Origin of the sequence: Rhizobium vallis, from assembly GCF_003985155.1 — a bacterium.
GTDB lineage: Bacteria > Pseudomonadota > Alphaproteobacteria > Rhizobiales > Rhizobiaceae > Rhizobium > Rhizobium vallis.
In genome coordinates, this window is the sequence record NZ_ML133690.1 from 180,406 (window position 1) to 202,513 (window position 22,108).

Annotated in this window: 19 protein-coding genes; 10 read left to right on the plus strand and 9 right to left on the minus strand. The window is 56.9% G+C overall.

Translation table 11 applies throughout. The features are described from left to right. Positions 1 to 42 precede the first annotated feature (42 nt). The 5 genes from EFQ99_RS35520 to EFQ99_RS16435 form a co-directional block, all read right to left on the minus strand. Entirely contained in the window at positions 43 to 582 is a 540-nt protein-coding gene (locus tag EFQ99_RS35520; protein WP_126922056.1) for a metallophosphoesterase family protein, read from the minus strand. A gap of 333 nt (positions 583 to 915) precedes the next feature. After that, a complete protein-coding gene (locus tag EFQ99_RS16415) occupies positions 916 to 4,560 on the minus strand; it encodes a YobI family P-loop NTPase (RefSeq protein ID WP_245441505.1) in 3,645 nt (1,214 codons plus the stop codon). A 463-nt stretch (positions 4,561 to 5,023) separates the two neighbouring features. Continuing rightward, complete coding sequence (locus EFQ99_RS16425) at positions 5,024 to 5,341, minus strand: hypothetical protein (protein WP_126922058.1); 318 nt, start codon at positions 5,339 to 5,341, stop codon at positions 5,024 to 5,026. Position 5,342: 1 nt separating this feature from the next. Next, positions 5,343 to 5,546 carry a hypothetical protein gene (locus tag EFQ99_RS16430; protein WP_126922059.1) on the minus strand — a complete coding sequence of 68 codons (204 nt, stop codon included), beginning with the start codon at positions 5,544 to 5,546 and terminating at the stop codon, positions 5,343 to 5,345. Further along, the gene (locus EFQ99_RS16435; protein WP_245441506.1) at positions 5,536 to 5,898 is read right to left on the minus strand and encodes a hypothetical protein; all 363 of its coding nucleotides are present in this window, start codon (positions 5,896 to 5,898) and stop codon (positions 5,536 to 5,538) included. The genes EFQ99_RS16430 and EFQ99_RS16435 overlap by 11 nt, the downstream gene beginning before the upstream one ends. A gap of 544 nt (positions 5,899 to 6,442) precedes the next feature. Between EFQ99_RS16435 and EFQ99_RS16440 the strand changes: the two genes are divergently transcribed. Genes EFQ99_RS16440 through EFQ99_RS16455 form a run of 4 tightly spaced genes read left to right on the plus strand, consistent with a single transcriptional unit; the run spans position 6,443 to position 9,428 of the window. Further along, complete coding sequence (locus EFQ99_RS16440) at positions 6,443 to 7,012, plus strand: hypothetical protein (RefSeq protein WP_126922060.1); 570 nt, start codon at positions 6,443 to 6,445, stop codon at positions 7,010 to 7,012. After that, a complete protein-coding gene (locus EFQ99_RS16445) occupies positions 7,005 to 7,658 on the plus strand; it encodes a hypothetical protein (RefSeq protein WP_126922061.1) in 654 nt (217 codons plus the stop codon). The genes EFQ99_RS16440 and EFQ99_RS16445 overlap by 8 nt, the downstream gene beginning before the upstream one ends. A 48-nt stretch (positions 7,659 to 7,706) precedes the next feature. After that, the gene (locus tag EFQ99_RS16450; RefSeq protein ID WP_126922062.1) at positions 7,707 to 8,183 is read left to right on the plus strand and encodes a hypothetical protein; all 477 of its coding nucleotides are present in this window, start codon (positions 7,707 to 7,709) and stop codon (positions 8,181 to 8,183) included. A 57-nt stretch (positions 8,184 to 8,240) separates the two neighbouring features. Continuing rightward, positions 8,241 to 9,428 carry a Fic family protein gene (locus EFQ99_RS16455; RefSeq protein ID WP_126922063.1) on the plus strand — a complete coding sequence of 396 codons (1,188 nt, stop codon included), beginning with the start codon at positions 8,241 to 8,243 and terminating at the stop codon, positions 9,426 to 9,428. Between the two features lie 80 nt (positions 9,429 to 9,508). Here the strand turns inward: EFQ99_RS16455 and EFQ99_RS16460 are convergent, their stop codons facing one another. The 4 genes from EFQ99_RS16460 to EFQ99_RS16475 all read right to left on the minus strand — a co-directional run bounded on the left by EFQ99_RS16460 (position 9,509) and on the right by EFQ99_RS16475 (position 14,007). Continuing rightward, a complete protein-coding gene (locus EFQ99_RS16460; RefSeq protein WP_126922064.1) occupies positions 9,509 to 10,597 on the minus strand; it encodes an alpha/beta hydrolase in 1,089 nt (362 codons plus the stop codon). Positions 10,598 to 10,804: 207 nt separating this feature from the next. Beyond that, the gene (locus EFQ99_RS16465) at positions 10,805 to 11,020 is read right to left on the minus strand and encodes a cold-shock protein (RefSeq protein WP_126922065.1); all 216 of its coding nucleotides are present in this window, start codon (positions 11,018 to 11,020) and stop codon (positions 10,805 to 10,807) included. A gap of 192 nt (positions 11,021 to 11,212) precedes the next feature. Beyond that, positions 11,213 to 12,535, minus strand: coding sequence for an MFS transporter (locus EFQ99_RS16470; RefSeq protein ID WP_126922066.1), 1,323 nt, complete (start codon positions 12,533 to 12,535; stop codon positions 11,213 to 11,215). Positions 12,536 to 12,771: 236 nt separating this feature from the next. Beyond that, positions 12,772 to 14,007 (minus strand): ROK family transcriptional regulator, encoded by a 1,236-nt coding sequence (locus EFQ99_RS16475; RefSeq protein WP_126922067.1) that lies wholly within the window; start codon positions 14,005 to 14,007, stop codon positions 12,772 to 12,774. Between the two features lie 250 nt (positions 14,008 to 14,257). Here EFQ99_RS16475 and EFQ99_RS16480 point away from each other — a divergent pair, with 250 nt between their 5' ends. The 6 genes from EFQ99_RS16480 (at position 14,258) to EFQ99_RS16505 (ending at position 22,016) form a co-directional block, all read left to right on the plus strand. After that, entirely contained in the window at positions 14,258 to 15,322 is a 1,065-nt protein-coding gene (locus EFQ99_RS16480) for a substrate-binding domain-containing protein (RefSeq protein WP_126922068.1), read from the plus strand. Between the two features lie 149 nt (positions 15,323 to 15,471). Further along, complete coding sequence (locus EFQ99_RS16485) at positions 15,472 to 16,554, plus strand: ABC transporter permease (protein ID WP_126922304.1); 1,083 nt, start codon at positions 15,472 to 15,474, stop codon at positions 16,552 to 16,554. Next, positions 16,551 to 17,336, plus strand: a complete 786-nt coding sequence (locus EFQ99_RS16490; RefSeq protein ID WP_126922069.1) for an ATP-binding cassette domain-containing protein — start codon at positions 16,551 to 16,553, stop codon at positions 17,334 to 17,336. The genes EFQ99_RS16485 and EFQ99_RS16490 overlap by 4 nt, the downstream gene beginning before the upstream one ends. Before the next feature lie 57 nt (positions 17,337 to 17,393). Continuing rightward, positions 17,394 to 19,400: a transketolase gene (gene tkt, locus EFQ99_RS16495; protein WP_208722778.1), complete on the plus strand. Its 2,007-nt coding sequence runs from the start codon at positions 17,394 to 17,396 to the stop codon at positions 19,398 to 19,400. A gap of 4 nt (positions 19,401 to 19,404) precedes the next feature. After that, positions 19,405 to 21,009, plus strand: coding sequence for a ribulokinase (locus EFQ99_RS16500; RefSeq protein WP_126922070.1), 1,605 nt, complete (start codon positions 19,405 to 19,407; stop codon positions 21,007 to 21,009). Between the two features lie 47 nt (positions 21,010 to 21,056). After that, positions 21,057 to 22,016, plus strand: a complete 960-nt coding sequence (locus EFQ99_RS16505) for a sugar ABC transporter substrate-binding protein (RefSeq protein ID WP_126922071.1) — start codon at positions 21,057 to 21,059, stop codon at positions 22,014 to 22,016. Positions 22,017 to 22,108: the final 92 nt, after the last annotated feature.

Here is a 22,108-nt window from a genome sequence, read left to right on the forward strand (position 1 = left end):
TCGATCCACGGAGAACGAAATGCCGCGATCGACACCGCGGCATCATGCCTGGCTTGGCTCCTGAGGTGGCGATCCATTCCGTCTACCGATGGAGTTAGTCCGGTCCATTATCGTTGCAAGCGAGACTGGCCTAAGTGCCTGTGCATCGACACCAACATCGTACTGTCGGGACAGGGGCTTGAGCCGAGCGTGTGAGTGACCATGGAGATTTACGGACTTTTTGCCCATCTTGTTCCATGTTCGAAACGGGTAATGGCAAAGAATGAGCAGATGACCATCTACGACCAACTCGGCATAGTGCTGCACGGTTGCCCAGCCGGACGCCTGCGTTGTCGTCACCGGGTCATTGTTGCCGACGATCAGGTGTTTCCGGCCATTCAATTCCGAAAGCAGCCGATCGCAGTCGTCGCCACGCGGAAGGATGAAATCGCCGAGATGCCAGACGTCATCGTCATGTCCAACTACTGAATTCCAGTACTCTATGAGCGTGGCGTCGTGCGTTGACACGTCCGCGAATGGTCGTTTGTCGATCCGTAGAACCCTGGGATCGCCGAAGTGTGTATCGCTCGTGAAATAGATCATCAGTCGAAGGCAACTTTCCTAACGAAGTCGTGGGGCCGACCACTTTCGTATACTACCGTACGGAACACCTACAGGAGGAACGTCCGCGCCTATCGGCTTTGAGAGATCGCGGACGTGTCAACCGGACGCGACGGGGATGGTGAACGCAGCGGCCTTTCCGGTTTCTCGCTGCGGGCAACTAAATGCCAGGCGAGCACCCGACCCGTCCGATCCGCGGTTTCATTCTATCGACGAGGTTGATACATGCAATCGACGGAAAGCAGCGGTAGGCTGGTTCCGGTTTTACGCGGTGGTCCCATTTGCGAAGACGTCGCCAACGTCCTTTACGACCGTCTACTTTCGGCGGTTGTAGATGCGTATCTCATCCGTGAAGATCGTCGGCTTCGAAGACGAAATAATGGACCGAGCCTCCAGCCAGCGAACAAATTCTTGATTATCCGGCGTATTGGCGATTGTCGGCTGTCGCCAACCCGGCTCAATCTGCGAGAAGGGGTCCGGCAGTTGACTGATTGTAGACTTCACCTCGCCGTCGGACAGCAGGCCGTGGCATTTATTGAACAGCACTATTCGGGCCTTCAATGGTCCAGGGCTCAAGACAATCGCTTGGGCGGCCTCCGATGGGAGGTGACCGAGATCGACGTCGGTGCGATACAAGATATCGGCGACCAATGATGCGCGGCGAGGCTGGCCCGCCAACGAGGTCAGGTCCATCTTTTCGATAATTTTGAGTTTTCGATCGTCGGTGATACCTGTGGCCAGCAATCTTTCGCGGAATTCATCGTCGATAGAATACTGGTCTTGTTGCGCAAGATATTGATCGATGTTCTTGGCGACGAACATGACCTGCAATTCCGTGTGCTCCGACAAGAACGTAAACGCTTTCGTCGAGAATGTGATCTTCTGCTCCTCGATCAGTATCCGCATCTTGTCTGCGCCCAGCTCGTCAGGGAATTGAGAGAACCGCTTAGGCAGGGCTCGCAGATATGCGCGGTACGTGTCGGCGTCGAATTCAGCGTTGCCGATCACGAATTGACGCAGCCCAAACGCGTCTTTCCCATCATCGATCATGATCGGTGAGAGAACGTCCGTAACGCCGGGCTCTGCGAGGAAGGCCGTCAACGACTGAGCATCGAAGCTCTCCGTTGCTAGGTATGTTCGACAGTTCTCCCAAGAGGCTGCGATCTTATGCAATCTGAACACAGTCGATTGGAGACGAAGCGGAATTTGCTCTAGGGAAGGCAGGACAGCTGTTTGTTGCTCGATGAAGCGTTCCAGATGTTCAACCTCGATATCATCGTGGTTGATGACTTCGATGATTGGGGCGACATCCTCCTCGGTGTTTCCGGGCAGTAGCAAAACGGTCTTGAGGTACCCATCAAAGTCGGCTCGTACTTTGTCGAGCAATGGCCGGTAAGCGACCTGTAACAGGGTGGAGTAGTTTTTCGTATCCAGGGCCGTTGCTTCACCCACCCCTAGAACATCGCGCACAATGAATTCTAGGTTCTCAAGGGTGACCTTGTAAAAGCCGTGGTCGCTGAGTAACCTAGCGATTGCGGGATACGGTTCAATGCTATCGAGTCGGTCAACCTCGAACGAGAAGAGCGCTAGCTGGCTGGGCTCGAAATCTACCTGAAGAGCCAATATTCGCGGCAGGTTTCTCGCCAAAAAGCCCTGAAAGCCGGGTGCCTTGCGAGGCAGTATCTGCAGCACGCTCTTGGGCAAATGCGCGATCATGCGCGCGACGTGAACGGCACTGTCGGGAGCCGCGATTGCGGCCGACACGAAACCAGACCATCGCTCGACCAAAGTCGTCAGAAGCTCGCGATTGCACTTTCCCGTCTGATAGTAGACCGCAAAGAAGGCCTCGCACTCGGAGAAATTCGATGAAACATAGTCGACAAATTTGGCGATCTGGGTCCGGTAATCCGCTTGATTGCTGAACATGCAATCGACGAGCGCTTTGTTGAGGACGTACTTTTGGCGGAAGTCATCCTCGCGCATCGCGGCAATTACTTCTTTTGGGTTGTCGATCTGAAAGTCGGGTTCCGGATAGATGAAGCTCCGGATTTGAATCAGATATTTGTTGTCAGACGGGGAGAGGCGACCACTGTGGAAGAGTGACGTGTACTGGTAGTAGGTGTCGTCCAAGAAACCTTCGATGACGAGAAACCGAACGAGGTCTCTGTTTTCACCAAACGCATTGAACAGCTCTTCCATCTCGCGGGAATTTGCACGGATCAGTTCATTGAATTTCGCTGTGCGTAGCGTCGATAGCTTGGTCCTGAGGTCCCTGATTGTTTTGGCCGCGCCGTCTCTATGGTCGGCGGCCTTTAATTCAATCTGAGCTTTCCTCTCTTGGTATGTCGCCTTCGGGTACACACTTTTTTGGAAGTCACGAAGGATCACGTTCTGCCGTTGATTGTAGTAACCGTGCCTCACCAGAATCTGATCTTTCTCTATGATTTGATCGAAGTCTGGGCGTGTAGGAAGGCTCACAATCGGGATGTTCTCCTGGCCGTTTATCACGAGGTAAGTGAAATCTTGCGGCACCATAGCCAGCAGAGCCATGGCGTAAATGTTTCGGAGCTCTTGGACGTCAGCCGGCACGAGCTTCTCGACGTCGTTGATTTGCCGCTCCAATTCAGAGATTTCGGCTTTGCATTTGGCCTCGGCACTCGTGACGTAGTCGTCATGCCGCGCGAGTATTTCTGCAAGCTTTCCCTTTCCCCGGTGCAAGTCCTCGAAATCGCTTGGTAGCACGTTCTTATAGATGAGAATGGCGAGCAGTTTGTTCGCATCGAGAATGTTTTCGCCATCGGTTTCCAAATTGGCGACGTAGATGCCGTACTCGTTGAAGATGTTATGGATGAGCCGCAGATCATTGAGATAGCGAGACACCTCCCGCAGGAACTGCCGATCAAGTCGAGTGTCCAACGCCAAGCGTTGGCCATGTTCGAGGACCTTGTCAATCGAGTTGGAGCTGTTGATGATAGGAATGACGGGAACGATGAACTCGAAAAACTTCGTCCTGTCGGTGTTAACGAACATGTTGTCTCGAAGCGCATAAAGGAAGCGTATCTGTCGTTTGACCCCGGCGTTGGCGTTGACCAAGCTATTGATTTCGCGAAGGGTAACGAAAATCTCCGGGTTGTTGAACCTATCCAGGTCCTCGATGATAACGAGATCGTATTTCGTAGCTTGGAAAAAATATATAATTTCGTCCAAGTGCCTGTTCAGGATCGATTCTTCCTTTGCAGTCTCAGGCGTGATTTCAATGTCCTTCAATGATATGCTTTTAAGCGAAAGGCCGAGGCTTTTGATGTAGACCTGATGGAAGGCGAGCCAGACGAAAAGAAATCCAATTGTAAACGTCGCTAGGTTGAGCCAATTCGTCGCAAGGTCGAGCGGTTCGAAGAATTTGCCGCTTAGGACCTCATCGCTTTTCTTGATGACGTGCCAGCACGAGAACAAGCCAGCCATGATGAACAGCGAAGTGAACTTTGACCACCATTTAGGTGTCTCGATGCGTTTGAAACGCGACAACGGTAGACTGTTGGCATCAGCGCCGTACAGCATCTGCTGCAGAATGCTTCGTTCTATCTCCTGCTTGCTGACGGTGCCTTTCTGAGGGGTGGGTTTCTTAGGAGCGCCTTTTTTAGAAGCGTCTGCCTCGGATTCACCAGTCGTGACCGAACCGTCGGCCTCAGGTAGGAAGGCTGCAAGCGATATTTGGAGAACCGGGCGTCCATACTTTTTTCGGAAAGTCTTGATGATGCTGCTTTTTCCCGAGCCATATGGGCCGGTCAAAGCAATATTCGAGACGTTCGGGTTGTTGGTGGCCTTCAATAATGCGGTAGAGTAGATGCCGTGCTTGTCCGCCTCATCAGTAGGCGCGAGGTCAATATATCTCGGCGATTTATCATCCGCTTTCCGGCCCGAAGTTAATAACCACCATACGTGGAAGAAAGATATATTCATCAAGCCGATAGCCCGAATAACAAATGCAATGATTGCATTTTGTATCACGGGGGTGAGTGCCGAAAACCTGAAGTTAAAGTTGTGCACAGGTCGCGACGTCTTCAGTAGGCCAGGTATCGTCGGCCAGACCTTCAACTGTTGGCGCGAAGCTGAAGACGGCAGTCGGCATAATGCATGAGTAATGGGGCAAGCTCCTAGATAATCGCGGTGCGACAGAGATGAAGGGAGACGACGAAGTTTTACGCTCCGTCTGACCACCTAAGGCAAGCCGACGGCAACTTCCTCGATATGGATTTTGATAGCAGCGCCCGGATCATCGACGTGATCGTTTCGCCAATAGTGGCATTCGCATCACGTGGCGCAAGGTCTACGTCTAAGTCGAAAACCCCCGCCCAGTCACCGCAATGGCATTTGCGCGCTATCAGAACTGGCGCGCGCTGAAGCGTTTTTCGGTCGACGTCACTCATATTACCTCCTTCAAGACCCATCCGGCCTTCGGTCGTTTCCAACCACGTTTCGCTGCCCGCATATCCGCCTCGGCCGTGGCTCTGCGTTTCGCGTCCATCAGCCCGGTTGCCCATACGGTTATCCGGAACCTTCCGACCGCAAATACGTAGCGGTCCAGGTTCGGTCTGCGGCCCGTGGCGTAGCCTGCCCGGAACACGTTCCTGGCGACCGTTTCACTGACGTGTTCGCCATACCTTGGTTTCTCGGCGCTCCACCATTTTCTGAAGGCGTCGTCGAATTTCTGCTTTTGCTGAGGGCGCACCTTGTCCAGCATCTCAGACGTCCCGGTCGAACTTCGGTGTCCACCCACGCGTCATCCCGCGGCTCATAGCGGCTTCCGCTAGCGCCAGCTGCATCCTGAGATGCTTGATGTCCCCGAGGAGCGTCGCGATCGTCGCCTTCGCATCATCGTCATGGAACGCGAGGGCAGCCTCTACCTCGTAGTCCTGATCAATCTGCTTCGCGGTGTTATTCGACATGGCCAGCTTCTCTGAGGATACGATGGAAATCCCGCAGGACCGCGTCAACGTCCCCTGATCTGGCAAACCAGATTGGGGGCGCAATGGCCGGCTCGCTGCCGACAGAGCTGTAATAGCCGCACGCCCGATTGGAGTCAGGATCGAGCACCACCTCGAAATATCCGACCGGGCCGCCCGAACTCATGTCGAAGACGTTCGCGGAATAGGCGGACCAATCCTTGTAGTTGGTCTTCGACACGAAGGTCGCGATCAGCAGCGGATGGATTTCGGCTATCGTCGCGCGCGCTGGCGGCGTCCAGTAGAGACCGGATATCTCCTCAGCGCGCAGGTGTACGATCGGCGTTTTGGTCACAGCCGTTGTCCTCAAGCTCTTAGTGAGTGTTCTTATTATGTTCTCTTTGCCGACGGAGTCAACTACGTTGACACGTTGAGCCACGAACATGTTGTCGATAGGAAAAGACGGGCGGCCGCAGGCCCCCCGAGCCGCGCCTTATAATTTGAATCCGTTCCGAAACTATCGCCGTAAGACCATCGGTGGTTCGCTAGGTTAGGGGAATTGAAGACGTGAATGACAGCGTCTATTCGCCGGGGTGCTTTGCAAAGGGGGATCGTGAAGCAGGCGGCAACCAAGCGGGTCCAACCCCGATCCAAGCGATAGCACCGTTATCGCAAATGCCGTGGACACCCCGTTGGCCATATTCCATGAAGTTGTTGGGCAGCAAGTCCCTGATCATGCCGTGGGGTCTTCAATTCGACCGAGGCTTCGCAGAGACTTAATTAAAGACGTGAGGAAATGGCATCTAAGTCAATGAAGTCTTTATTTAAAAATCCTTGACGAACGTTCGCCCCATGCTACTCCTTTATGTATGTGATGGCGACGGGCGACGGAGACGGGCATGGATGATGAGAAAAATTCGGTAGCGGACATGGCCCTACACGACGTGACGATTGAGGAAGTCGAAGCGTTCATCGACGAGCTACCAAACGAGTATAGGTTCCTGGCGATCTTCGTTTACGCGACCGCCGCCCCGCCGGAGGCTGCGGTCAGCCTCGAGGTTGAGGCCGTAACGAGGCTGTTTGCCAAACTGGGGAACGCCCGCGCGATGCAACGGCTATCCAACGTTCCGAGCCATCCGGACTGGGAGTTGCTGCTGCCCGTATATATAGCTGGCAGGCGGGCTGACCTCCTCAAGCGCAAAAACATTCCGCCGCGCGATGAACCCCCGCAAGTCTACCTAGATCGCGCAGCTCGGCCGTTCACATTGGAAAAGGTCAACGGAGCCTTCCTTCGGCTGAGCAGAAAGTTGAATCTGCCGATCCCATTCTCCCTTGAGACGATCGCCCGTGTGGTCGCTACGCAGTCTATGTTGAGACTGATGGCGATGCCGGAACATCAACCTGACTTCTCTCTGCATTATTGGTCTGTGTGCGGCAGGTTTGAATATGAAAGGGAGCGACATGTGTGACGACGAGAAACCCTTTCGACACACCAGACTTCGGAGGACTATCGGCTACATCGGTAGAGACGGGCTAGACCTGGAAGAGGTGTATGAGGGCGAGGTGGCTTTATGCGAGGTCGACGCTTTCATCCGGTCTTTACCAACAGAGTACCGACAGCTCGCGCTTTTCGTCAGGGCGACTGCAGCCGACCCGGAGGTAGCCATCAGCCTCGAGGTGGCGTTCGTAAGGGAGCAGCTTGCTCGACTCGGAGGCTTCCTTACGATGCAAAATCTGTCCAACGTCCCAACGGACCCACACTGGGAACATCTGTTGCAAATCCAGATCGAAGGAAGGCGGGCCTCGTTTCTTCGGCGCAGGGGAATTCCGGCAGGTGAGGAGCCGACCCGGGTGTACCTTGACCGCAACGCGCGGCCGATGACGCTGAAAAACGTCAATGCTGCTTTGGCTCGAGCCAGCAAACGAATAAGGCTGGGCGCTCCGATCACTCTCGAAACTATTGCCGAAGTGGTGACCAGGTCCTCGATGAGGAAGTCGGCTAGCGCTGCTGCCTCAGAGGATGGCTATCTGATGACATCGCTGGATTATTACTTACGGGAGGTCCGCTTAGGGCATGGGCTGAAGAACAACGACATAAACGGCACACGCCATTAACGTGCGAGGCGAACGATGACATCGTGCGGGGAATACGGACACGTCGAGATGTTGCGTGCGTATGCGGAGGTGGAGGCCAGTCTAAACGTAATCGACAAGGTGATCGACGCGCTGCCCATTGAATTCAGATGGCTAGCTCGCCTTGTAGGGAGCTCGACGATCGCGCCGGAGGCTGCCGTGTCGCTTACGGAAGCACGAGTACGCCATTTGTGGGAACAACACGGGTTCGATGGGACAGTTTCAAAGCTGTCAGAGCGCCCATTCCCGGTGAAGTGCGACGCCGGGTACCTGCTGGTTATCCAGCTGAACTACGTTCGGGAGGCTATCCTGAAAAAGAATTACTTCCCGATCGAAAGTCGGCCCGCTCAAGTGTTTCTGGATTGCAAGGCGATGCCGATAACCGTGGTTTCTGTGGATACAGCGCTGCACGAGGCGGCAGTCAGAGCGGAGGTCGCCATGCCAATAACGCTCGCCGTCATCAGCGAAACATTCAGGCAATCGCTGGAAGTTTTTATTCCGTTTTGAACCAAGCACTCGTGTCGATCACACTCTGTGGCGTGCCAGGTCGAAAGGGGAACACGCATGTCCGTTCGCGATGACGGCGAAAGCCCCATTCTCTTTGAGCCGCTCGTCGTTTCCGACGTCGTGTTGCGATCCAACCTAAACGATCTAGCGCTCTCCCTGGCCGAGAAATCAGCGGCCTTTTCTTCATCACTGCCTCCGGCAATCGCCGACGCGCTGGCCGATCTCGTCAGGACAGTAAACTGCTACTACGATCTCCTGATCGAGGGCCGTAATATCCAGCCCGTCGACGTCCAGCAGGCGATACTTGGCAACTTCCGCGACGACAACGAGAGGCGCGATGTCCAGCTAGAGGCTTTGGCCTACGTCGCCGTTCAGAGATGGATCGATAATGAGGATGCCTCACCGTTTTCCTTGAAGAATATTTGCGAGACTCACTGGCGGTTCTATAAAGCCCTTGCTCAGGGCCTGCTGCTATCAACGGGTGAGAACGCCGAGACGGCAAATGCGAAGCCTGGCGCTCTCAGGACATGTGACGTCAGGGTCGGCCACCGCACGGCAATCAGCCCAGGAGCTGTACCGCGGTTTCTGACCCACATGGAGGAAACCTACGATTCAGGCGGGCGGATCGACCGGATTCTCGCCTCGGCCTACGGTCATCATCGCCTCCTCTGGGTCCAACCCTTTCCGGAGGGAAACGGTCGTATTGCGAGACTGCTCTCTCATCGAGCGCTACGGTCTGTCCTTCGTACGGACGGCCTTTGGTCGGTGGTACGAGGGCTAGCGCTCCGCAAAAGGGAATACCGAACCCTCCTTCAATCGTGCGACGAGCCCAGCCAAGCGGCAGTCAGCCGTGAAGAGCGTGGGCCGCTCAGCGAAGGCGCTTTCGCAGATTTCACGCGATTTTTCATCGAGACATGTATCGATCAGATCGATTTCATGAGTGAAATTATTCAACCGCACAGCCTGCGTGGTCGGGCCCTGACATGGGTTCAGCATGAAATAAAGGCGGGACAACTCCCGCGAGGGGCTGAAATGGTGGTGAATGCAATCCTCTATCGCGGTGAATTGGATCGAGGGGAGGTTGCGATTCTAGCAAGAGCAAGTGACCGGTCCGCTCGACGCGTGACGGCAGCTCTGATCAAATCTGGCGTGGTCACGGCAGAGTCATCCCGATCGACGCTGCGGCTGTCCTTTCCCGCTGGCCTGGCGGTGAGGTTTTTCCCTGAGCTCTTCCCGGGCGATTGAACGACGACCGCCCCCGAACAGCAACCAGGTGGACGTAGCAGAACTCACGCCCACCTGTGAATGCGGATTTCAGTCAGCTGTTAGACGCTAAGATGCTGATCGAAGAACGACTGCAGCTTGTCGAACGGGATCACATCGACCTTATCATAGAGGTCGGTGTGGTTCGCGCCGGGGATGATCATCAGCTCTTTGGGCTCTGCTGCCGCGGCGTATGCCGTTTCCGCGAAGTACAGCGAATGAGCCTTCTCGCCGTGGATGAAGAGCACAGGGCGCGGTGAGATTTCCTTGATGTAAGTCAGGATGGGCATGTTCATGAACGACAGCGGGGTGGTCTGCGTCCAGGCGTTGCCAGAGTTGACTGCGCGCTTATGATACCCACGGGGAGTGCTGTAGTAGTCGTGATAATCCACCAAGAACTGCGCTTCACCGCCCTTGAGCACATTGTACGGCGGCTGATAGGCCGGAGTTCCCTTTTCGGCATCGGCCCAGCGTTGGCGGCTCATCTGTTCAAGAGCCTTCGTGCGTTGTTCGAGGGTCACGCTGTCGTTGTAACCCTTGGACATGACGCGCGTCATGTCATACATCGTGCTGGCAACCACCGCCTTGACGCGCTTGTCTACCGCGACAGCGTTCAATGCCATGCCGCCCCAACCGCATACACCGATCACACCGATCCGCTCGCGATCGACCTCAGGGCGAAGACCGATGAAGTCCACCGCAGCGCTGAAGTCTTCAGTGTTGATATCGGGAGATGCAACATTCCGCGGCTCACCGCTGCTCTCGCCCGTGTATGAAGGATCGAACGCGATCGTCACAAAACCCCGCTCAGCCATGGTCTGAGCGTAGAGACCCGAAGATTGCTCCTTGACCGCGCCGAAAGGACCGCTGACCACAATGGCCGGAAGTGCGCCGGCATTCCGGTTTTTCGGAAGGTAGAGATCGCCGACGAGCGTGATGCCATACCGGTTCTTGAAGCTGACCTTTTCGTGGTCGACCTTTTCGCTCTTGGGGAAGACCTTGTCCCATTCAGTTGTGGTTTGCGCAAAGGCGGGCGCGCCAGCAACCGTTGCTACGCCAAGCGCCGCCATTCCAACGCCGGTCATCTTCAAGAGAGTGCGGCGTGCTGCGTCTGGCTCGTCATGGATTACGGGTTCATTTGCTTCGTTCATATCTATCTCCAGTTGCTGTTGCTATCGTTCGGAGATGTAATGGACTGGGTGACCCGCGATTAGGGCGTGCGTTTCGCTAGTCATTATGAGAGATTTTCATGAATGCTGTCGCGGACTGACCTGAAATTCCGCGAGAAAGCCCTGTTTCACGAAAAAAGGGCCAGCGATGCGGCCCTTGATAGCTAGGCATAATCAGGTCGTTTTGGCTCAAGCAGAAATGAGCTGGATGTTGACTGCCTTGGGACCTTTGCCGCGCCTATCGGGCTCAGTCTCAAACGAAACCTTCTGTCCCTCCCGCAGGTCGTGGATGCCTGAGGCCTGAAGCGCTGAGATGTGGACGAATATGTCACTTTCTCCGCTGCTGGGAGTGATGAAACCGAACCCTTTGTCTGCATTGAAGAATTTGACCGTACCCGTAGCCATGCATTTACCCCTGAACCGTTCTAACGCTCACAATTTGCCGTCCAAACCTGTCATCTGCAATCAAAAAACATGCTGCTTGTTAGGCTAGTGGGAGCGTAGAGGTGCTACCCGATCGGAGTTCCTCAAATATCATTGCGACAGCGAGCCATCACGGACAAATGAAATTCGACCGTGATGGCTGGCGGATGACCTCTACCGCGAGGTTGATGGAACGAGCAACGGCGTCTCCTCTTCAGACGCCGCAGCCGTTCGCAACCGGATGCCCTTCGTCTCCGGAACAAACTGGACCAGTATTAATCCGATGAAAGCGATCGCAGTCACATAGAGACCAGGGGCGAGTGCGGAGCCCGTGCTGCTGACGAGCCAAGTCGCGATCAGCGGTGTCGTGCCACCGAAAATCGCAACGGCCAACTGGTAGGCGATCGCATGTCCCGTCGCTCGGTATGACGTCGGGAAGAACTCCGCAGCAGCGGGAAACGCCGCGCCGTTGTAAATGCCAATTCCGATCGCCAGCAGCAGCTGGCCCATGAATGCGTTTGCGAGGACGCCCGTAGAGGCCAGCATTACTGCAGGGTAAGCGGCTACAAGAATCCAGAGCGCCCCAAGGGTGAATACCTTCTTGCGGCCAATGCGATCGCTGAGCCGACCGGACAACGGGATGATGGCCGAAAGAACAAGGATGGCCACGGCGTTCGTCATCAGGGCGTCGGTCGGATGCAAATGCGCCTCCTTTACAAGGAAGGCATACATGAACCCGAGCAAAAGGTAGGAGCCGACGGTCTGCACTGGCTGGACCATCAACACGTAGAGGATGGGTTTGTAACCACCGGTGCGAGCCATTGACCGGAAGCTATTGCTGTCCTTCCTGTCGCGAACGGCCGCCTTGTACTCCTCCGGATCGTCTAGGCTACGGCGCAACCAAAAGCCGATAACGCCGATAAGGCCACCAAGGATAAACGGAAGTCTCCATAGCCAGTCACCGTACAATTCTTCGCCGGCAACAAACTGAAGCCCTGCAAGCATAAGGGCGACGAGCGCATTAGGGATGTGGGCGAAGAACCAGACGATCCCGACCCACCACCCTCGGCGGTCATCGGGTGCCGATTCCAGAATATAGCTTGTGCTGCCGGTGGTTTCGCCACCGAGCGCGAACCCTTGGGCCAAACGGCAGAGAACGAGAAGGGTGGGCGCTAGGACGCCTACCGATGCATAAGTCGGCAACAATCCGATTATTGCTGTACCCGCAGCCATCAGCCAGATTGTGATGGCAAGGACCTTCACGCGCCCGATCCGATCGGCGAGGTATCCAAAAACCAATCCGCCGATCGGGCGGGCGAAGAACGCCACCGCATAGACAGCGAAGGTGCTAAGGATAGCGGCGGTAGGATCACTTTTGGGGAAAAAGTGTTGCGATAAAATAGGGACGGAAAATCCGAATACCGCGAAGTCGTAGATTTCCCCGAAATTGCCGATCGCTCCGGCACCAAGCCGGCGCTTGGACTCGTTCTGGCTCATTAAGCTCCTCCTATTTGCCAAGACGCTGGCGGCCTCCACCGCAACCAATCCCGCACAGCCCGAACAGTCCGCGCGGAAATACACGTCTTCATACGAAACCCAGGTGCCAGGGCACACCCCATGGCGAACGAGGGTATAATGTCAGCCTATAGGCGAGTTGAGCTAGGCCTTGCCTTGGGGAATGGGCGTCCGATGCTATGGCGCGGAACGGCCTGGCAGATCAGTGCGGGAGCTGTCTATGCCGAGCGTAGGCTGTGTCGGGCTATGACGCTCTCAACATTGCCTTCCTTCATCTGCTCTTCCACGACGAGGAAAGCCGCACCTACAATTCCGGCATCGGGGTCCGGAGGCGATATGACTATCTCAAGTTCTCGAGTAGCGAGAGGCAGCGAACGTTTGTAGACAAGTTCCCGGACGCCGGCGAGGAGATGGTCATCCAATGTGGCGAGGGTGCCCCCGATTACGATCATTTCCGGATTCAGGATACTGACCAAGCTGGTCATAACCTCCCCGAGAATTCTTCCGGACTCGCGCACGAGATGTATGGCAAGTGGCTGACCTGCGCGCACAAGGTTAGTAACGTCCCGAGCGTTCTGCGCCTCGATCCCTTCGTCCCTGAGTTCGCGGGCAATTGCCCAGCCAGCTGCTCTTGCCTCAACACACCCAACCTTGCCGCAGCGACAAAGAGGTGCCGGTTCACGGGCGAATTGGATATGGCCGATATCCCCCGCGGCACCCTGTGCTCCGCGATACAGGCGTCCTTCTGTGATGATTCCGCTGCCGATACCTGTGCCGATCTTGACAAAGACCATCTCGCTCACCGTGGAGCGGCGAAGCCTGTGGTCGCTTAGAGCGAGGAGGTTCACGTCGTTTTCAGCATAAACAGGAACACCGAACCTCTGTTCGAGATGTTCCCTAATTTCGAAGTTGTCCCATCCGACAAGGACCGAGGGACCGACAACCCGTCCGTTGGCGTAGTCGACCGGGGCCGGGAGCCCGATCCCAATTCCGATTACGTCACCTGCTGTTTTTCCCGCGGATGCGAGAAGAACCTCGAATTGCTCCTCAATCCACTCAAGCACGGCGGTTGGGCCACGGAGAATGTCGAAAGTTTCAGATATCTCGCCGAGAATGGTAGGGCGAAGGTCGGTAAGCGCGACACGAATATGCTGTTCACCGATGTCAGCACACAGCACGACAGCGAAGTCCCTGTTGATATCCAGGGTGCGGGTCGGACGGCCGCCGCTTGGAAGCGTTTCCTCGGTTTCCCTGATCAACCCGGCGTCGATCAAATTTCCAAGCTTCTGATGGACAGTTGCTCGAGAAAGGCCCGAGAGGTCAGTCAGCAAGCTTCGTGATCGAGCGCGGCCTGATGCGACAAGTGAAAGAATCTGGCCGCTCGCCTTGTCTGAACTGACATCGGCTCCACCACCTTGCCTAGTTTTTCCATGTGCCTGGTTTGTGCTTGGCATGGTTGAATCCTGTCAGTCTCGAATGCTCATTTTCTTACATTTCTTGGGCCACATGACGAGGCCGGTGCGCAGATTTTTTCCAAAACCGCGGACCAAAATCAACTTAAATCCGCGCCATTACGTATAAAATTATACAAAAGATATGAATCATATGATTGACAACATGCAAAACACGGTTCATTAACGTCCACGTTTATACCGATTGGCCTCGGAGGTGAGGTCTCGGTTCATCAATCTGGGAGGTACTAGAATGATCCGTCAGCTCAAAAACGCATTGGCCACCAGCACGTCTTCGCGCCGGTTGGGCCTAGCTGCGCTTCTCGTCAGCGTTGGAATTGCTGGCTTGCCAGGGAGCGTGCTTGCCGAGGACATCCTCATCGGTGTTATCACCAAGACTGACGCTAACCCGTTCTTCGCCAAAATCCGTGAGGGCGCGACTACCAAGGCGGCAGAACTCGGCGGGGTGAAGATTCAGAGCTTTGCAGGAAAGTTCGACGGCGACAACGACAGCCAGGTGGCTGCCGTCGAGAACCTGATTTCCGCTGGTGCGAAGGGCATTCTCGTCGTTCCAAGCGACACCAAGGCTCTGGTCTCGGCCGTCGAGCAGGCTCGCAAGGCGGGCATCCTGGTGATCGCTCTCGATACCCCGCTTGAGCCAGCAAATGCCGCCGACGCCACTTTCGCTACCGACAACTTCAAAGCGGGCGAATTGATCGGTACGTGGGCCGCAAAGAGTGTTGCTGATCCGACCAAGGCAAAGGTGGCGTTCCTCGATGCGTTGGAAAACCAACCGACCGTTGACGTCGCCCGAGATCAGGGCTTCATGAAAGGCTTTGGCATCGATCCCAAGGATGTCTCGCGCTACCTCGATGAAGACGACAGCCGGATTGTTGGACACCAGTGGGGCCAAGGATCGGAAGAGGGTGGCCGTACCGGCATGGAAACGCTTCTCCAGAAAGACAGTGACCTGTCCGTCGTCTACACGATCAATGAGCCGACCGCTGCCGGTGCTTACGAAGCCCTCAAGGCGACAGGGAAAGAGGGTTCCGTCGTGATCACCTCAGTCGACGGCGGTTGCCCAGGCGTCAAGAACGTCAAGGCAGGCGTAATCGGTGCGACATCGATGCAGTATCCGTTGAAGATGGCTTCGCTCGGTGTCGAGGCGATCGTGGAATATGTGAAATCTGGCAAGAAGCCTGAAGCCAGCCCGGGACTTCCGTTCTTCAACACGGGCGTCACGCTCGTGACCGACAAGCCGGTAGCCGGTGTCGAGTCGATCACGTCCGACGAGGCCTTGAAAGCATGCTGGGGTTGATCCGCTTGGTGCTCCAGAGGCGTTGCTCCTGGACACTATCGTCAACCTAACTCCGCTCGCTTTCGTGCCGCCTTTCTACCTGGTTCCGTCTTTGAGGGGCGGGACCAGGGTCGGTCGCTCCATTGCGAGCCCAAATAGGGTGTATCCTCATGACAGATTCAAACAAGCTGGCGGCAACGCCGGCCAGCTTCGAAGCGCGCCTTTCAGAAAGTGACGACGCGGTCGCTGTGTTCGAAACCAAGCGTAACAGCCCCCTTAATCGGCTACAGCGCTTTCTTCACAGCAACCCCACGATGGTGCCCTTCATCGTTTTGGCCGCTAGCGTCATCGTCTTCTCCGTGGTCGTTGGCGGACGGTTCTTCCAGCCTTTCAATCTGTCACTGATTCTCCAGCAGGTTACGATCATCGGGATCATTGGCATCGCGCAAACGATCGTCATCCTGACCGCCGGTATCGACCTTTCTGTCGGGGCGATTATGGTTCTGACATCGACCATGATGGGTCGCCTTGCGATCGTCGCCGGCTTGCCGCCCGAACTCGCTTTCCTGATTGGGCTCGCAGCCGGACTACTCTGTGGTCTGATCAACGGTGTCCTCGTCACCTATGTCCGCCTGCCTCCATTCATCGTCACCTTGGGCAGCTGGAGCGTCTTCGGTGCCTTGAACCTCTGGTATTCCGGTAGCCAAACAATCCGCGGGCAGGAGGTTGCCGAGGCTGCGCCGATTCTGCAGTGGATGGGTGCAGCAATTCAGATGGGCGGAGCGCGTATCACCATGGGGACCGTCCTCATGCTCGCTCTTGCAGCTGGCGCTTGGTACGTCCTCAACCGCACCGCATTTGGACGGCATGTCTACGCGACAGGCGATGATCCCGATGCTGCACGGCTTGCTGGTATCAACACGCGTCGCGTGCTGCTTGCGGTGTACGGATGCGCTGGACTGATTTCCGCTATTGGCGCTTGGGCTTTGATTGGACGCGTCGGTGCGATCAGCCCGACCTCCGGCTCGACCGCAAACCTCGACTCCATCACAGCGACAGTCATCGGCGGCACCTCGTTGTTCGGAGGCCGCGGAACGATCGTCGGAACTCTTATCGGTGCGCTCATCGTCGGCGTGTTTCGCAACGGTCTCGCATTGGCTGGACTTGACGCGCTTTGGCAGGAGTTCTCCGTCGGAATTCTAATCGTAGCCGCTGTCGGCGTTGATCAGTGGATTCGGAGGGTCGCAGCATGAACCAGGAACTCGCTCTCGAAGGACGTGGCCTGACCAAGACCTACGGCAATGTCGTCGCCCTCAACGGTGCTGACTTCGAACTGCGCCGCGGGGAAATCCTTGCGGTTATCGGGGACAATGGTGCAGGCAAGTCAACCTTGATCAAAGCGCTCGCCGGCGCTGTTATCCCCGACGCAGGGGAAATCAGGCTGGACGGCAAGCTGACTGCCTTCAAGTCACCGATGGACGCGCGAGCAGCCGGTATCGAAACGGTATTCCAGAACCTTGCGCTCTCACCGGCGCTCTCCATCGCCGACAACCTTTTTCTCGGACGGGAGATGCGGGTCGGCGGCGTACGTGGATCGATGTTCCGGCTGCTCGATCGAGCAACGATGGCAACAGAAGCACGGCGTCATCTCTCAAACCTGGGTTTGATGACCGTTCAGGACATCCATCAGAGCGTGGAGACACTCTCGGGAGGTCAGCGCCAAGGTATTGCTGTTGCGAGAGCCTGCGCGTTCGGCGGACAAGTCATCATCCTCGACGAACCCACCGCGGCGCTCGGGGTGAAGGAATCGCGGAAGGTCCTGGACATGATCCAGAGCGTTCGTGAGCGGGGACTCTCGATCGTCCTGATCAGCCACAACATGCCCCACGTCTTCGAGATCGCCGATCGCATCCACATTCACAGGCTTGGAAGGCGAGCTGCCGTGGTCAACCCGCAGGCCGTCACGATGTCTGACGCCGTAGCGATAATGACCGGGGCGGCCACCGCGGCCGATTTTGCCCAAGCAACGGCCTAAGCCACAACCGGTGGCCTGGGTCAGCCCTATTCCCGCATGAATAAAGTCATGGAAAATATGTCTCACAGCAACGCCACACTCGCCAACGCCATCAGAGCACTTTCAATGGATGCCGTAGAGGCAGCCAAGTCAGGTCACCCTGGTATGCCGATGGGCATGGCGGAAATCGGGGTCGCGCTCTGGACACGTCATCTGCAGCACAACCCGGCCAACCCCAACTGGATGAATCGCGACCGCTTCGTTTTGTCGAACGGTCACGGGTCGATGCTCCTCTATAGCCTGCTCCATCTGACTGGCTACGACGTTACGATCAAGGACCTTAAAGCATTCCGGCAACTCCATAGCCGGACGCCTGGGCACCCGGAGTTCGGCTACACCCCTGGTGTTGAAACGACGACTGGCCCGCTGGGGCAGGGTGTTGCCAACGCGGTCGGGATGGCCATTGCCGAACGACTGCTGGCATCCGAGTTCAACCGGGAACAACTCAACATCGTCGATCACCACACCTACGTTTTCCTGGGCGACGGCTGCTTGATGGAGGGGATCAGTCACGAGGCTTGTTCCCTCGCGGGTACGCTGCGCCTTGGGAAACTGATCGCACTGTATGATGACAATGGCATCTCCATCGACGGTCATGTCGGCGGATGGTTCTCCGATGATACTCCCAAGCGCTTCGAAGCCTATGGCTGGCACGTTATCCGCGGGATCGACGGTCACGACGTTGATGCCGTTGATCGCGCCATCGCCGAGGCGAAGGTGGAGACCGACCGCCCAACCCTGATTTGCTGCCGCACTACAATTGGCAAGGGGTCGCCGAACAAGGCTGACAGCCATGACAGTCATGGTTCTCCACTTGGCGCGACCGAGGTCGCACTCACTCGTGACGCCCTGGGCTGGAAGGATGCGCCGTTTGATATTCCGGCGACGGTGTATGAGGCATTTGACGCGGTCGCCGCAGGAGCGGCTCGCGAGTCAACGTGGCTGGAGGTCTTTGATCGGTATCGTTCGGAGTATCCGGCTCTTGCTGCAGAGTTCGAGCGCCGGATGAGCGGTGGCCTGCCGGCGGATTTCGCCGCGAAGATGGAAGAAGGTCTTCAGGCCGTCGTCGCGAAAGCAGAAACGATCGCGACCCGAAAGGCCAGCCAGAACGCTCTGGAGCTTGTCGCGCCGATGGTTCCCGAACTGGTTGGGGGATCGGCCGACCTTGCGAGTTCAAACCTGACCATGTGGAGCGGGACGCGTGCGCTTGGGCCGTCCGGTGCTGGCAACTACGTCTACTACGGCGTTCGCGAATTCGGCATGGCCGCGATCATGAACGGGATGCTCCGCCATGGTGGCGTGCGTCCGTACGGCGGCACCTTCCTGATGTTCTCGGAATATGCCCGCAACGCTTTGCGAATGGCGGCCCTGATGAAAGTCGGCGCGATCCATGTGTTCACGCATGATTCTATCGCGCTGGGGCAGGACGGTCCAACCCACCAGCCGATCGAGCAGCTTGCGACCTTGCGGCTAATGCCGAATATGGACGTCTGGCGGCCGTGTGACACCGCGGAGACTCTGGTAGCCTGGCAAGTTGCGATCGAGAGCGTCTCCAACCCCACCAGCCTGATCCTCTCAAGACAAAACCTTCCCTTCCAGACGCGTGACGCCGACAAATTGGCGGCGATGAGACGCGGTGGATACATCCTCAAGGACGAGGGCGGTGTGCTCTCTGCCGTCATTATCGCGACGGGCTCTGAGGTCGCCTTGGCTGTCGAAGCCCAGGCATTGCTTGCCGCGGAAGGCATCTACGTCCGCGTTGTATCGATGCCCTCGACCTTTGCCTTCGACCGCCAGGACAGCGCGTACAAGGACTCCGTCCTCCCGCGCGGTGTGCCGCGCCTCGCGGTCGAGGCAGGTGTGACGGACTATTGGCGCAAGTATGTTGGTCTCGAGGGAGCTGTCGTCGGTATCGACACGTTCGGCGAGTCCGCCCCGGCCGAAGTGCTTTTCGAACACTTCAACATCACTGCAAAGGCAGTCGCTGACGGTGTCAGGACGATGCTCGAATCGAGAAAGGGGTAACGGTATGGCCGACACCTATCTCATCGGCATGGATTTCGGGTCGGAGTCCGCTCGCGGTATTCTGGTAAATTCCCGGACAGGCGAACAGGAGGGACACCACGTCCATCCTTACAGCAACGGGATTTTGACCAACTCACTCATGGGCCATGAATTGCCCGCGAATTTCGTCCTGCAGGTGCCTTGCGACTACACGGAGGCCGCCGAGCGAATCCTGTCCGCTTTGGGAAACGGAAAGACAATTCTAGGGATCGGTATCGACTTTACGGCTTCGTCACCAATGCCCGCGCGAGCAGATGGGACGGCGCTTGCTGCTCTCCACCCTGAAGACCCACACGCCTATGTGAAGCTTTGGAAGCACTCGGCCCAGTCTCAGGCTGACGCGATCAACGCTGACGGCGGTGAATATCTCGAGAATTTCGGTGGGAAGCTGTCTGGAGAGTGGTTGATCGCGAAAGCGGCGCAGCTGAGTTCCGAGGCACCCGCAATCTGGGACGAGACGGACCGTTTCATCGAGGCGGGTGACTGGCTTGTGTGGCAGCTTACTGGCAACGAGATGAGAAGCTTGGACTTCGCGTCTTACAAAGCGCAGTATTCTGGGTCGTCCGGCTATCCGGAAGATGTTGTGCCTGGGCTTACTCGTCGGCTGTCTGCGCCTTTGCAGGTTGGTAGTCCAGCCGGCGTCATGACTGCAGAATGGCGTCAACGCACCGGCATTCAGGGCGATGCCATAGTTTCTGTCGCAGTCATCGACAGTCACGTCGTTCTGCCCGCTGTCGGTGCCGTAGAACCCGGAGTTTTCGTCGGTGCGCTCGGCACTTCTGCCGGGTTCCTCATCTTGGACGACGAGGGACGGGGTTTGCCCGCGGGTCTTGAGGGAGCGGCGTTCGGTGCAGTTCTGCCGAACCTGTGGTGCTACGAGGCGGGACAGGCAGCCTTTGGCGACATGCTAGCATGGTACGTAAAGACGTTTCCGCGCGAGGCAGACCTCTCCAGAAATTTCGCCTCGTACAATGAGGCAGCCCAGGCGCTCGGCCCGGGCGAGGGCGGTGTCTTGGCTCTCGACTGGTTTGCCGGCAACCGCATCCCGCTTGCGGATTCGGCACTTTCCGGCCTGCTCGTTGGGTTGAGCCTCAAATCGACGGCGGCCGGAATCTATAGGGCTCTGATCGAGGCTCTTTGCTATGGAACCAAGACCATCCTGGACCTGGCCCTTGTTGCGGGCGTCCCTGTTCGGCGTGTGATCATGACAAGTGGTCTAACACGCAACAACCCGTTCCTCGTCCAAACGATGGCTGACGTCTTGGGCCGGACAATCGAGGTCCCTGACGTTGAAAATCCGACCGCACTCGGTGCCGCAATCCACGGTGCCGTAGCGGCTGGGATTGTCGGCTCGTTTGCCGAGGGCGCTGAGCGACTTGGAGCACGCAGTCTTCAGAGCTTCGAGCCAGATCAAGACCGTCTAGCGGATTACCAGTTGCTCTACGCCGAATATCGACGGCTAGCGGCCGATGAAGAGTTACGGCGAGCGATGCGCTCGCTGCACATGTTCGATGCCCGGAACAGACAGTATCGGCAACGAAAGCCGCAGGAGGTCGAGGCGGCACAGTGAGCTTCGTATTGAAGCGACATCGATCGTAACGGGAAGTGGAGGAAGCAATGAAACTGACAGTGAAAGCCGGCATTCTGCTGGGTCTAGCCGCATCTATGCTGAGCGCTGCCGCGTATGCGGCCGATAAGCCCAAGGTGCTAGTTATCTATCCTTACCTGGGCGACCAGTCGTTTGTCCGGATGCACAAGGCCTCGGAAGCCGAGGCGAAGAAATTTCAGGACGTCCAGATCGACATCGTCGCCGGCCCCGATCGTACGAATGCCAACTACTTCATCACCGCCATCGAGAAGGCGATGACCGAAGGTTACAACGTCATCGCCATCAATCACGGTGGCGCGGCCGCGCAGCTTTATCCCGCGCTCAAGAAGGCCGAAGCCCAGGGCATCAAGGTCGTCGGTTTCGACACAGGGCTGCCCGAGCTGAAGGGGCACGCCTCCGATGTTCTCTACGACATTCCCGGCGCGTCGGGTAAGGCCGGCGAACTGTTTGCTCAGATTGTTCCTGAGGGTGCGAAAATCGGGATCATCAGGTGCCTGCTTGGCAACCCGGATACCGATGCCTTCATCAATGGCTTCAAGAAGGCAACGGAATCGAAGAAGTACAACGTCGTCATGGATGCCGACGCCAAGTGCGATCCAGCCAGCGCGCGCACGATCACCGAAAACATGCTGACCTCGTCGCCTGACCTTGGTGGCATCTTCAATGTCTTCGACGTTTCGGCACAAGGCTCCCTCCAGGCCCTCAAGGCCAGCGGCAGCAAGGTTCCTTTGGGGTCCATCGGCGGCCAGCTCTACGGTGCCGAGGCAGTGGCTGCAGATGGCAATTGGAAATACACCGTGCCGTACCCCTTCGAAGCGATTGGTGCGACCGCGATAGATACCGCGGTCAAGGTCGCCAAGAACGAAGCAGTTGAGCCGGTCACCGTCGTGCCTGTTGCCACACCACTGACCAAGGACAACGCAGAGGCCTACGTGACGGACCTCAAAGCAAAGCTCGCCACCAAGTAGGCCAGGGCATTCGCAAGACACTGCGCCCCTGAGCGATGCCGGGGGCGCACCGTCATAGTGCCAGCCGGTTTCGGCGTGGCGACGCACGTTAG